We start from the raw sequence: 12,128 nt of genomic DNA on the forward strand, positions 1-12,128 counted from the left end.
GATCACCCGAGGCGAGCCCCGGCACCACACCCGCACGCCGCCACACCGGCAACCCCACATCACCCACCCACCGCAACCCCGGCCCCCCCCCCCCCCCCCCCCCCCCCGCGCCCGGTGCTGGTGTGGTCAGCCGGCGTGCTTGCGGCGGGCGGCGGCCCGGCCACGCTGCTGCTGGTCGAGCACGACCTTGCGGATGCGCACCGCGGTCGGGGTGACCTCGACGCACTCGTCCTCGCGGCAGAACTCCAGGGCCTGCTCCAGGGAGAGCTTGCGCGGCGGGATCAGCTTCTCGGTCTCGTCGGAGGTCGACGCCCGCATGTTGGTGAGCTTCTTCTCCTTGGTGATGTTGACGTCCATGTCGTCGGAGCGGGAGTTCTCCCCGACGATCATGCCCTCGTACACCTCGGTGGTCGGCTCGACGAAGAGCTGGCCGCGCTCCTGCAGGTTGATCATCGCGAAGGCGGTGACCGCACCGGAGCGGTCGGCGACGAGCGAACCGTTGTTGCGGGTGCGCAGCTCACCGAACCACGGCTCGTACGACTCGAAGACGTGGTGCAGGATGCCGGTGCCCCGGGTGTCGGTGAGGAACTCGGTGCGGAAGCCGATCAGGCCACGCGCCGGCACCAGCCACTCCATCCGGATCCAGCCGGTGCCGTGGTTGACCAGCTGCTCCATCCGGCCCTTGCGGGTGGCGAGGAGCTGGGTGATGGCACCCAGGTACTCCTCGGGCGCGTCGATGGTCAGCCGCTCGACCGGCTCGCAGGTCTTGCCGTCGATCTCCTTGGTGACGACCTGCGGCTTGCCGACGGTCAGCTCGTAGCTCTCCCGGCGCATCTGCTCGACCAGGATGGCCAGCGCCAGCTCGCCGCGGCCCTGCACCTCCCAGGCGTCCGGACGCTCGGTGGGCAGGACCCGCAGCGACACGTTGCCGATCAGCTCCTTGTCGAGCCGGTCCTTGACCATCCGCGCGGTGACCTTCGAGCCCTTGACCCGGCCGACCAGCGGCGAGGTGTTGGTGCCGATGGTCATCGAGATGGCCGGCTCGTCGACGGTGATCAGCGGCAGCGGCTCCGGGTTCTCCGGGTCCGCGAGGGTCTCACCGATCATGATGTCGGAGATGCCGGCGACGGCGATGATGTCGCCCGGGCCGGCGGTCTCGGCCGGCTTGCGTTCCAGACCCTCGGTCATCAGCATCTCGGAGATGCGGACTCGTTGGGTGCTGCCGTCGGTGCGGCACCAGGCCACCGTCTGACCCTTGCTGATGGTGCCCTGGCGGACCCGGCACAGCGCGAGGCGGCCGAGGAACGGCGAGGCGTCCAGGTTGGTGACGTGCGCCTGCAGCGGTGCGCCGTCCTCGTACGCGGGGGCCGGGATCGTGTCCAGCAGGGTGCGGAACAGCGGCTCCAGGGAGTCGCTGTCGTCGGGCACCGAGCCGTCGGCCGGCTGGGTCAGCGAGGCGATGCCGTCCCGCGCGCAGGCGTAGACGATCGGGAAGTCGATCTGCTCCTCGTCGGCGTCCAGGTCGAGGAAGAGCTCGTAGGTGTCGTCCACGACCTCCTTGATCCGGGCGTCCGGGCGGTCCACCTTGTTGATCACCAGGATGATCGGCATCCGGGCCCGCAGCGCCTTGCGCAGCACGAAGCGGGTCTGCGGGAGCGGGCCTTCGCTGGCGTCGACGAGCAGGACCACACCGTCGACCATGGTCAGGCCGCGCTCGACCTCGCCGCCGAAGTCGGCGTGGCCGGGGGTGTCGATGATGTTGATGGTGACCGGGTCGGAGCCGTCCGCCGGCAGGTAGCGCACACCGGTGTTCTTGGCCAGGATCGTGATGCCCTTTTCCCGCTCCAGGTCACCGGAGTCCATTACCCGCTCGGTGTTCTCGCCGCGTGCGCCGTACGCGCCGGCCTGCCGCAACATGGCGTCGACCAGGGTGGTCTTGCCGTGGTCGACGTGAGCGATGATGGCGACGTTGCGGAGGTCGGTGCGAAGCTGCATACCCTCTATCCTTCCGCCTGCGCTCGCGCAGGCTGCGTCGGGGTCACCCCCAGGTGCCCCTGATCTATGGTGAAACCGCTGTGCCGGTGATTCCCCCGGCTGGCATGCTGGCTCCCGTGTCCCGGGGGCCTGAGTGCACGACCTGCTGACCTGGGTGCAGGGTCTGCCCACCGTGTGGATCTACCTGGTCGCCGCGCTGATCGTGGCGGGCGAGACCGCGGTGATCTTCGGCCTGCTCGTGCCGGGTGAGGCTACCCTGCTGCTCGTCGGCTTCCTCACCTACAACGGTACCTTGCGGCTCGGGCCGGCGTTGCTCGCGATGACCGCCGCGGCGGTCATCGGCGATGGGCTGGCCTTTCGCGCCGGGCGGCGGTATGGCCCTCGGCTGCGCGCCGGACTGGGTCACCGGGTCGGGCCGCAGCGGTGGGCCCGCGCCGACGCCATGCTCGCCCAACTGGGTGGTCGGGGGGTCTTCGCCGCCCGGTGGGTGGCCTTCGCCCGCACCCTGGTGCCCCGGCTGGCCGGTGCGGCCGGCATGCCGTACCGGCGGTTCGCCCTGTGGAATCTGGCCGGGGTGGCGACCTGGGTGGCCGGCTCGATCCTGCTCGGTCACCTCGCCGGTGAGTCGTACGACACGGTCTCCCGGGTGCTCGGCCGGGCCACCGGCGCGGCGCTGGCGTTGCTGGCGGGACTGCTGGGGGTGGTACTCGCCGGTCGGTGGCTCGGCCGCAACCCCGACCCGGCGCGCGCGCTGCTGTCGCGGGCCGCCGCGCTGCCGCCGGTGCGCTGGCTCAGCGCCCGCTACGGGGTGCTGTTCTTCCTGGTGGCCATGCGGATCGGGCCGGGCTGGACGCTGCTGCTCAACCTGGCCGCCGGGCTGCTGCTGCTCTTCTCCGCCGGGCTGGCCATCGCCGGCCTGCTCGCCGTAGTGGTACGCAACAGCGGACTGGCGGCGCTGGACGGGGCGGTCGGCGCGTGGTTCACGGCCCGCCGCACCCCGGACGCCGCCGACGCCACCCTGGTCGTGGTGTCACTGGTACGCGGCTGGGTGGTGATCGTGCTGGTGGCGATGGTGGCGGCGGTGCTGGCGTGGCGCAACCGTCCGCTGCGCGCCGACCTGCTGAGCGTGGTCGGTACGGTCGGCGCGTTCGTGCCGCTGGTGATGCTCGCCGTGGTGGCCGAGTTGACCGGAACACCTGGCGACGGCGCGGGCACGCACGAGGCCGTCCCGTTCTCGACCCAGAACGCCGTGGTCGCGGCGAGCCTCTGCACCCTCGCCTGGTTGGTGTCGCGCAGCGCGCGATGGCCGGTGGCGGTGGCCGCGTGGACGGCCGCAGCCGCGGGCGTGCTGGGGGTCGCGGCCGCACGGCTCTACCTCGGCCTGGACACGGCGAGCGGTACGGCGGCGGCGGTACTGCTGGGGGTGCTGTGGACGGTGGTGTTCATGGTCGCCTGGGCAACCCGGGACCGGGCGGTCGGAGACCAGGAGCAGTCGGCCGGTCCGGTCTGGCCGTCGCAGGGGCATCGCCGGCCCGTCGAACCTTGCTAATCTGCGGCGACTGTCGGACGGGGGAGGGTCACCATGCGTCAACGAACCGGTCGGGTGGGCGCGCTCGTGCTCGCTGGCCTGCTGCTCGCGGGCGGCGCGGTCGGTTGCGCCGGCAAGGGGGAACGCCCGCAGGACCAGGCCGCAGCCCCCGTCGCGGTGACCGAGGCGCCGACGGACGAGCCGGTCGACGAGCCGTCCGTCGAGCCGCGCCCCTCGGCGAGCGGGGTCGCGGCGATGGGCGCCGCCCCGAGCCGTAGCGCGTCCGTCTCCCCGACGCCGTCGAAGAAGCCGACCCGGGCGGCGCCTCCCACGAAGCCGCGCGTGGTCGCCAAGGCGCCCACCGAGACGAGGGTTCCGCCGGCGCCTCCGAAGCCCGCGCCGTCGTCCTGCAAGCCCAGCTACAAGGGCACCCAGGCGAGCCGCGCCGACGTGAAGGCGGCACTGACCGACGCCGCCGCCCGCACCTACTGGCTCAGCTCCGCGCCGGACCTCAAGATCCCGCTCAACCTGCTCAAGGCCACCGCCTGGCAGGAGAGCGGCTGGCAGTCCAACATCTATGCCTGCGACGGCGGCGTCGGGCTGATGCAGGTGATGCCGGGCACCGCGACCTGGATGAACCAACGCTTCGAGCAGAGCTACGACATCGCCGACTACCGGGACAACGCGTACCTGGGGGCCAACTACCTGGCGTGGTTGACCAAGTACATCGGCGACATGTACTTCGAGTCAGACTTCCGGCTCGACGCGGACCTGTGCACCGCCGAACTGGACTCCTGCCTGCTCAACGCGGTCATCGCCGCGTACAACTTCGGGCATGGCGCGGTGGCGCAGGAGGGCGAGCCCCTCGCCATCCCCAACCCGTCGTACGTGGGCAACGTGCGCGCCCTGATGACCGAGTGCGTCTGCCTGGACTACTGAGCACGCCGACGGGGGCGGGATCGGGTGTCTCCCGGCCCCGCCCCCGTCGCATGGGCGGTCAGTCGCGTACGGGCACCGGCTCGGGCGTCGCCAGGACGTCGACGTCCGGGTGGGCGTCGACGCGGCCCGGCCACCAGAAGCGATCGCCGAGTAGGAACGCCAGCGCCGGCACCAGCACCGTGCGGACCAGCAGGGTGTCCAGCAGGACGCCGATGCAGACGATGACGCCGATCTGCGTCAGGGTGATCAGCGGCAGCACGCCGAGCACGGCGAACACCGCGGCGAGCAGCACCCCGGCGCTCGTGATCACACCTCCGGTGACCCGAAGCGCGGACAGCATGCCGTCGCGGGTGCCGGTGGTGCGGGCGTCCTCCCGTGCCCGGGTCACCAGGAGATGTTGTAGTCCACGCCGAGCGCCACCAGGAACACGAAGGCGAGCAGCAGCACGCCGGTGTCCAGCGCCGGGAAGTCCAGCACGTGGTCGAAGAGCAGCCACGCCGCGCCGAGGCTGGCGAAGAACGACGCGATCACGGTGAGCACCAGCAGCACCGGCGCGACCAGGCCCCGCAGGAGCAGCACCAGCACCGCGCCGACCAGCAGCAGGATGACCGGCAGGATGAGCCGCAGGTCCCGGTCGTTGGCCTCGTCGGAGTCGTACGTCGCGGCCACCGAGCCGCCCACGATCGCGCCGGAGGGCGGGTCTGCCCCGGCGACGGCCGGGGGAGCGGAGTCGGGCACGGCGGCGATCGCGTCGCGCAGCGCCTCGATCGTGCGGTCCGAGGCGGGCGTGCCGGGCTCGGCGTCCAGCACGACGTCGACCTGGGCGACGGCCTGGCCGGCGTCGCCCGGTCGCGCCGAGGCCACGCCGGGTACGGCGGAGGCGACGTCGGTGACCGCCCGTACCGCCGCCGGGGTGGTGAGCACGGCCACCGGCTGGGTGCTGCCGGCCGGGAACGCGCGGGCCAGGGTCTGCGCGCCGGTCACCGCCTCGGGCGCGGCCCGGAACTGTTCGGTCTCGGACAGTCCGGTGCGGATGCCGAGCCCACCGAGGGTCAGGCCGCCGAGCAACAGGGTCGACAGCACCGCGACCACCACCGGTCGGCGTCGTACGACGGCGCCGAGCCGGCCCCAGAGCCGGCCCTCGCGTACCGGGCCGCCGACCCGGGGTACGAACGGCCAGAACAGGCCGCGACCGAAGAGCACCAGCACGGCGGGGAGCACGAACAGCGCCGAGAGCATGGCGAAGACGACACCTGTGGCGCAGGCCACGGCGAGTGCCCGGTTCGTTTCCTGCTCGCTGAGCAGCAGGGTGAGCACACCGAGCACCACGGTGCCGCCGCTGGCCAGGATGGGCTCGGCGGTACGACGCAGCGCGGCCCGCATCGCCGCGAAGCGGTCCTGCTCGCGCCGCAGCTCCTCCCGGTAGCGGGCGATGAGCAGCAGGGCGTAGTCGGTGGCGGCGCCGAACACCAGCACGCTGGCGATGCCGGTGACCTGGCCCTGCTGGAGGTTGATGCCGACGGCCGGCACGATCGTGTCCACCGCGCGCAGGGTGAGTTGTTCGGTCGCGGCGACCACGACCAGCGGCACGATCCACAGGAACGGACTGCGGTACGTGATCAGCAGCAGCAACGCGACCACGGCGGCGGTCACCGCGAGCAGGGTGACGTCGGCGCCCTCGAAGACCGACGACAGGTCGGCGGTGAGAGCGGGGGCGCCGGTGACCTCGGCGGCCAGCGGGTCGGGCAGGTCCACCAGCGCGTCGCGCAGCTCGGTGACCCTGCTGGTTACCTCCTCCTGACCGCCGGAGGTGTCCAGCGGAACGGCGACGAGCGCGACCGTGCCGTCCGGGGAGACCTGTGTCGGGCTGACCCGACCGCCCACCGCGAACCGGCCCAGGTCGCCGGAGCGGGCGGCGAGGGCGGCCCGGTCGGCCCCGCTCAGCGCCGCGCCGTCACCGCGACTGACGACCACGACGGCCGGTTGGACGTCGCTGGTGGGTAGCTGGTCCTGGAGGCGCTGCACCTGTGTCGAATGCCACTCGGCGGACAGGCCGGTGGCGGAGACCGGGGCCGGGTTGTCCGGCCGTGGCACACCGAAGACGACCGCGGCGATGACGAGCGCGGCGGCGACGGTGAGCCAGGCCGGGAGCTGGCCACGCGCGACCCTGGTGAAGACGGACATCGCTGACCCCTAGGTATTTCGAGCACCAAGTATCTTGATAGCCGAGATTATCTACGGCTGTTCTATGCTGCAACCGGAGTACCGACGACGGGGAGAAGCAGCGCGACGTGGCGACTCACGGCATGTACCGGCGGCGCGACACGCGCCGCGAGCAACTCGTCGCGGAGATCACCAACAACCTTCGGCGGTACGCGGTGGACGCCCAGCAGGTCGGTCACGCCTTCGCCAACCTGCACGGCCTCAACCCGACCGATCTGAACGCGCTGATCGCGGTCATGGACGCCGAACTGATCGGCGACCCGATCACCCCCGGCCGCCTCGGTGAGCAGCTCAACCTGTCGTCCGGCTCGGTCACCGCCCTGATCGACCGCCTGGAACGGGCCGGGCACATCCGCCGGGACCGGGACACCGCCGACCGGCGCAAGGTACTGCTGCACTACGCCGACCAGGGCGCCGCCCTGGCCATGGAGTTCTTCCGGCCGCTGGGCGCCCGCACCGACACCGTGATGGACCGCTTCGACGAGGACGAGCTGGAGGTGGTGCACCGCTTCCTGGCGGAGATGGGCGAGTCGTTGCGGGCACACCGCGACGCGGTCCGTGCCGCCCGGCCCGGGGCGCCCCACCGGACGACAGGCTGACGTGCCCGGCCGGCTCGTGGCCCGCCTCGCCGCCGCCGCGCTACGGCTGCCCGTCGCGTCTTCGCCGACCGGGTGGCCCGGGCACGCGCGCCGGTGGTCATGGTGACCGGCTGGCACGACATCTTCCTGCGCGCCCAGCTCGACGACCACGCCACCCTGCGCGCCCAGCTCGACGACCACGCCACCCTGCGCGCCCAGCTCGACGACCACGCCACCCTGCGCGCCGCCGGTGCCCGGCCGCGGCTGGTGATCGGGCCGTGGACGCACGGCAGCCCCGGGCTCTTCGTGGCGGCGCTGCGCGAGGGGTTGACCTGGCTCGACGAGCACCTGACGGTCGCGCCACCAGCGGGCCGAGGGCCGCGACACCCGCGTCCGCCCTGGTCCGGCCGGCTGCACGTGGGTGGTCCCGGCGGCGGCTGGCGGGACCTCCCGGACTGGCCGCCGCCTACCGTCGAGACCGCCTGGCACCTGCATCCGGGCGGTGAGCTGGCGGTACGTCCCCCGGTCGCGTCGACGCCTGACCAGTTTCGGTACGACCCGGCCGACCCCACCCCGTCGCTGGGTGGGCCGCTTCTGGTCGCCCAGCGCGCCGGTCCGGTGGACAACCGGCAGGTCGAAGCCCGCCCCGACGTGCCGACCTACACCGGCGCCCCGCTGGACCGGCCGATCGAGGTGATCGGTCCGGTACGCGCCGAGCTGCACGTCCGCAGCGAGCTGCCATACCTGGACGTCTTCGTGCGACTGTGCGATGTGGACCAGCGCGGTCGATCGTGGAACGTGTGCGACGGTCTGGTGCGGGTGACGCCCGACCGCTTCCCCGCCGACGCGTCCGGGGTGCTGCGGGTTGCGGTGTCGCTCTGGCCGACCGCGTACCGGTTCGCCACCGGGCACCGGCTGCGGGTGCAGGTCGCCGGTGGCGCCCATCCGCGCTGGGCGCAACCCCGGCACGGGGGAACCCCTAGGCGTGGCGGTGACGCTGCGTGCTGGTTGGCGGCAGGTTCTGCATGACCCGGCGCATCCCTCGGTGCTGCTGTTGCCGATCGTCCACTCTGCCCCGGCTTTGCCTCCTATCTGAACAGAACGGCTCTGACCTGGGCATTTATCGGAATGCGGGCTATGGTTGGGTCAACGCCCGGCGCCGTGCACCCACCAGACCGGGCTCGCCCAAAGCCCGACACCGCATACGCGGTGTGACGTCGCGCCCGGTCCCCGCCCCAGCTGAGAGGGGGACCCCATGACCCGGGCCCCGGATAACCTGTTGGCCCTTCGAAGCCTGCTCCTCACCCACCTCGACAACGCCCCCGGCCCGGACGACCTGGATCCGGCGGAGGTCGGCATCGTCGGCGACCCGGCCCACCGCGGCGGCTATCACTGCGGCTCGGACCGGGTGGTTCCGAACGACTACTCAGTGGTCGAGTCACCCCGGGACCGGGCCGGACTGACCCTGGACGCGTCGGCGCTGGACGTCGGCCAGTTCGAGGTCCGCTCCGGTGGCCGTATGCACACCCTGGTCAGTTTCTCGCTCTGGTTTGTGGACCAGTGCGCCGCGAACGCGGCCGACACCCGGGACATCCGCGAGATCATCTACAGCCCCGACGGTGTGACCGTGAAGCGGTGGGACCGGCTCGGCAAGCGCACCAGCGGCGACAGCTCGCACCGTTGGCACACCCACTTCAGCTTCTTCCGCGACGCCATCAAGGCCGGTCGCGACCAGCGGCCGTTGTTCCGCCGCTACCTCAGCTCCATCGGAATCCTGGAGGACGAAGACATGACCCCCGAAGAACACAACTGGCTGGCGACCGTCTACAAGAACCTGACCGTGCTGGACGGCCGCAACCCGATCGGACAGATCTACACCCGAATGGCGGAGGGCCGGGACGAAACCGGTGCCTCGGTAACCGGCACCTGGAACCTGCGAGCGATGACGGCGCAGCTCACCGCCCTGCAGGGCACGCTCAACGCACTGGCCGGGAAGGACTTCACCGACGAGGAGGCGATCATCCAGGGCGTGCTGGCCGGGCTGACGCCGGAGGAGATCGCCGCGGCCATTCCACCCACCATCGCCAAGCAGGTCGCCGACGAGCTGGCCCGCCGGCTCGTCGCCTGAACGAGAGGCGGCCCGACCCCACCGGGCCGCCTCCTTCCGCCCGTCGGTCCGCAACAAATGTTGAGCAATAAAGGTTGCGCCGTTCTCCTCCGACCGGTGGCTGCACCTCACGCCCGAGGAGCTGGACGAGCTGGGCGGCGAGATCAACGCCCTGCTGGCCCGCTGGGAGGACCGCGAGCTGCCCGACGACGGCGCCGAGCGCCAGCCGGTGTTCGTGTTCGTCCACGGCGTACCGGCCCGGCCGTGACGGTGGCCACCCGCACCGGTCCCGCCCCGATCCGGCCGGTCGGCGGACTGCTGCGGCACCGCGACTTCCGCCTGCTCTGGGCCGGCCAGACGGTCAGCAGCATCGGCAGCAACGTCACCAATGTCGCGCTGCCCCTGGTGGCGGTCGCCGTGCTCGACGCCAGCACCTTCCAGGTGGCGGTCCTCACCGCCGCGGCCTGGCTGCCCTGGCTGCTGATCGGTCTACCGGCCGGCGCGTGGGTGGACCGGTTGCCGCGCCGGCCGCTCATGGTGGTCTGCGACCTCTTCTGCGCGCTCGCGTTCCTCAGCGTGCCGGTGGCCGCCCTGCTGGGCCGCCGCACCGTCGCGCAGTTGCTGCTGGTGGCCCTCGGTGCAGGCGTCGCACGGGTCTTCTTCGAGACCGCCGACCAGGTCTACCTGCCGGTGCTGCTGCGACCCGAGCAACTGCCCGAGGGAGACGCGAAGCTTCAGGCCACCCAGACGGTGAGCTACGTCGTCGGGCCCGGCATCGCCGGTCTGATCGCCCAACTCGCCGGTGCGGTCGCCGCGTTGCTGCTGGACGCCCTGACGTTCGTGCTCTCGGCGGCCCTCCTGCTGCGCATCCGCACCACCGAGCCGCGTCCCGTCGGCAGGGACAGGTCCCGGTCGCTGCGGCGGGACATGGCCGAGGGGCTGCGCTTCGTCATCCGCGACCCGTACCTGCGGGTCCTGATGCTCATGGGGGCGGCCAGCAACATCGGCCTGACCGGCTACCAGGCGGTCCTGGTGGTGTTTCTGGTCCGCGAGCTACGACTCGCGCCGGGGCTGGTCGGCGTCCTGGTCGGGGTGATGAGCATCGGCGCGCTGCTGGCCACCGCCCTTGCCCGGCGGTGTGGCACCGCGCGCGCCATGCTCATCGGCGCGGCGCTCACCGGCCCACCCGCCCTGCTCATCCCGTTGGCCGGACCCGGCATCGGGCTGATCTGGCCGGCGCTCGGCGGCGTACTGGTCGGCCCCGGGGTCGCCATCGGCAATGTCGTCAAGGGCGCGTTCCGGCAGACGTACACGCCGCACCACCTGCTCGGGCGCGTGACGGTGAGCATGCACCTGCTCAACTACGGCACCATCCCGCTGGCGGCCGTGTTGGCCGGCGCGCTCGCTGCGCGTTACGGCGTCGACACCGCTGCCACCGTGATGACGACCTGTTTGGCGCTTACCCCGTTGATCCTGCTGATCGGGCCGCTCCGGAGGCGGCGGGACCTGCCCGCCGCCCCGGCAGCGTCGTGAGTGCACTGCGGCGGCGACCGGAGACCGACCGCCGCCACCGGCACGGAGCTACATCGGGCGGACGTTGTCCGCCTGCGGGCCCTTCTGCCCCTGGGTCACCTCGAACTCGACCTTCTGGCCCTCGTTGAGCTCCCGGTAACCGCTCGAAGCGATGGCGGAGTAGTGGACGAACACGTCCGGCCCTCCACCGTCCTGCTCGATGAAGCCGAAGCCCTTTTCCGAGTTGAACCACTTAACCGTGCCGGTTGCCATGCATCTCTCCCTGTTCAAAGCGGCGGACCACCGGCCTCTAGGCCGATGGTCGCCCGTACCTGTTCGACAGTAGCGGGCAAACCCCCGATCTGCCGGCCGAAGTGCCGTAGGTGTTTACTCGAACTCAGATGAATACTGCGCGTCGGCCGTGTGCCAAAGCCACCCCGACCCCACCGTCGTGCGGCATGCTTGCGCCGATGAGGGGTGCCGCAGCCACCGCGCTGTCCGAGCTGGAGCGCGAGATCGACGCGCCCGGCACCGGCCTGGACCGGCTCCGACTGGTGCCCACCCCGTTCGTCCCGGAGGTACGGCTGCACCTCGCCGAGGACGCGATCGTGTGGTGGGCCCGGATGGAGGCGTTCGCCGGGCACCCCCTGTCGCCGCCGTACTGGGCCTCCGCCTGGCCCGGTGGCCAGGCCCTGGCCCGGCACCTGCTGGACCACCCGGAGCTGGCTGCCGGACGTCGTGTACTCGACGTCGCCGCCGGGTCGGGGCTGGTGGCCATCGCCGCCGCGCTGGCCGGCGCGGCCGACGTCGTCGCCAACGACATCGACCCGTACGCCGTGGCTGCCGTCACTGTCAACGCGCGTGCCAACCGGGTCACCGTCGACACCAGCGGCGACGACCTGCTCGACGGCGGCGTCGCCGACGCGGACCTGGTGGTCGCCGGCGACGTGTTCTACAGCCGCGCGATGGCCGCAAGGATGCTGCCGTTCCTGCGACGGGTCGTCGCCTCCGGCGCCGAGGTGCTGGTCGGGGACCCCGGTCGGGGGCACCTGCCGGCCGACGGGCTGCTGGTGCTGGCCGACTACCCGGTGCCCACCACCGAACCGTCGGTGGACCCGTCGCCGCGCCGGGTGCGGGTGCTGCGGCCCGCGTGACACGCCGTCCCTCTCAGCTTGCGATTAAACCTTTTGTTGTGGTTTAGAGTCTGCTGTTTGTTTGAGGTGTTGGGTTTTGCCGACGGGTGGAT

General features: G+C 71.9%; 8 protein-coding genes and 2 pseudogenes. 7 read left to right on the forward strand and 3 right to left on the reverse strand.

Annotation, left to right across the window (positions count from 1 at the left end; translation table 11 throughout):
* Nucleotides 1–126: 126 nt before the first annotated feature.
* Entirely contained in the window at nt 127–1,995 is a 1,869-nt protein-coding gene (typA, locus tag ACLQ24_RS25880) for a translational GTPase TypA (protein ID WP_425894307.1), read from the reverse strand.
* A 133-nt stretch (nt 1,996–2,128) separates the two neighbouring features.
* On the opposite strand from typA, the gene ACLQ24_RS25885 reads away from it, so the two are divergent.
* Entirely contained in the window at nt 2,129–3,544 is a 1,416-nt protein-coding gene (locus tag ACLQ24_RS25885) for a DedA family protein (RefSeq protein WP_425894308.1), read from the forward strand.
* A 33-nt stretch (nt 3,545–3,577) separates the two neighbouring features.
* Nucleotides 3,578–4,462 carry a transglycosylase SLT domain-containing protein gene (locus tag ACLQ24_RS25890; RefSeq protein WP_425894310.1) on the forward strand — a complete coding sequence of 295 codons (885 nt, stop codon included), beginning with the start codon at nt 3,578–3,580 and terminating at the stop codon, nt 4,460–4,462.
* A 58-nt stretch (nt 4,463–4,520) separates the two neighbouring features.
* On the opposite strand, the pseudogene ACLQ24_RS25895 reads toward ACLQ24_RS25890, so the two are convergent.
* A pseudogene (locus tag ACLQ24_RS25895) lies at nt 4,521–6,646 on the reverse strand (MMPL family transporter).
* 122 nt (nt 6,647–6,768) lie between these two features.
* Here ACLQ24_RS25895 and ACLQ24_RS25900 point away from each other — a divergent pair.
* The 4 genes and pseudogenes from ACLQ24_RS25900 to ACLQ24_RS25915 all read left to right on the forward strand — a co-directional run bounded on the left by ACLQ24_RS25900 (nt 6,769) and on the right by ACLQ24_RS25915 (nt 10,903).
* On the forward strand, nt 6,769–7,284 hold the full coding sequence (locus tag ACLQ24_RS25900) for a MarR family winged helix-turn-helix transcriptional regulator (RefSeq protein ID WP_425894314.1): 516 nt from the start codon (nt 6,769–6,771) through the stop codon (nt 7,282–7,284).
* 51 nt (nt 7,285–7,335) lie between these two features.
* A pseudogene (locus tag ACLQ24_RS25905) lies at nt 7,336–8,359 on the forward strand (CocE/NonD family hydrolase); the annotation flags it as partial.
* Nucleotides 8,360–8,518: 159 nt separating this feature from the next.
* Nucleotides 8,519–9,391 carry a hypothetical protein gene (locus ACLQ24_RS25910; RefSeq protein ID WP_425894311.1) on the forward strand — a complete coding sequence of 291 codons (873 nt, stop codon included), beginning with the start codon at nt 8,519–8,521 and terminating at the stop codon, nt 9,389–9,391.
* Between the two features lie 243 nt (nt 9,392–9,634).
* On the forward strand, nt 9,635–10,903 hold the full coding sequence (locus tag ACLQ24_RS25915) for an MFS transporter (protein ID WP_425894312.1): 1,269 nt from the start codon (nt 9,635–9,637) through the stop codon (nt 10,901–10,903).
* 48 nt (nt 10,904–10,951) lie between these two features.
* On the opposite strand, the gene ACLQ24_RS25920 is transcribed toward ACLQ24_RS25915, so the two are convergent.
* Nucleotides 10,952–11,155: a cold-shock protein gene (locus tag ACLQ24_RS25920; RefSeq protein WP_007462771.1), complete on the reverse strand. Its 204-nt coding sequence runs from the start codon at nt 11,153–11,155 to the stop codon at nt 10,952–10,954.
* Nucleotides 11,156–11,340: 185 nt separating this feature from the next.
* Between ACLQ24_RS25920 and ACLQ24_RS25925 the strand changes: the two genes are divergently transcribed.
* A complete protein-coding gene (locus ACLQ24_RS25925; protein WP_425894313.1) occupies nt 11,341–12,036 on the forward strand; it encodes a class I SAM-dependent methyltransferase in 696 nt (231 codons plus the stop codon).
* Nucleotides 12,037–12,128 lie beyond the last annotated feature (92 nt).

The organism is Micromonospora sp. DT4 (genome assembly GCF_049841675.1).
Taxonomy (GTDB): Bacteria; Actinomycetota; Actinomycetes; order Mycobacteriales; family Micromonosporaceae; genus Micromonospora.

Coding starts and splice junctions, on each gene's coding strand:
- typA (WP_425894307.1), bottom strand. CDS start 1,995: ATGCAGCTTCGCACCGACCTCCGCAACGTCGCCATCATCGCTCACGTC.
- ACLQ24_RS25890 (WP_425894310.1), top strand. CDS start 3,578: ATGCGTCAACGAACCGGTCGGGTGGGCGCGCTCGTGCTCGCTGGCCTG.
- ACLQ24_RS25900 (WP_425894314.1), top strand. CDS start 6,769: ATGTACCGGCGGCGCGACACGCGCCGCGAGCAACTCGTCGCGGAGATC.
- ACLQ24_RS25910 (WP_425894311.1), top strand. CDS start 8,519: ATGACCCGGGCCCCGGATAACCTGTTGGCCCTTCGAAGCCTGCTCCTC.
- ACLQ24_RS25920 (WP_007462771.1), bottom strand. CDS start 11,155: ATGGCAACCGGCACGGTTAAGTGGTTCAACTCGGAAAAGGGCTTCGGC.
- ACLQ24_RS25925 (WP_425894313.1), top strand. CDS start 11,341: ATGCTTGCGCCGATGAGGGGTGCCGCAGCCACCGCGCTGTCCGAGCTG.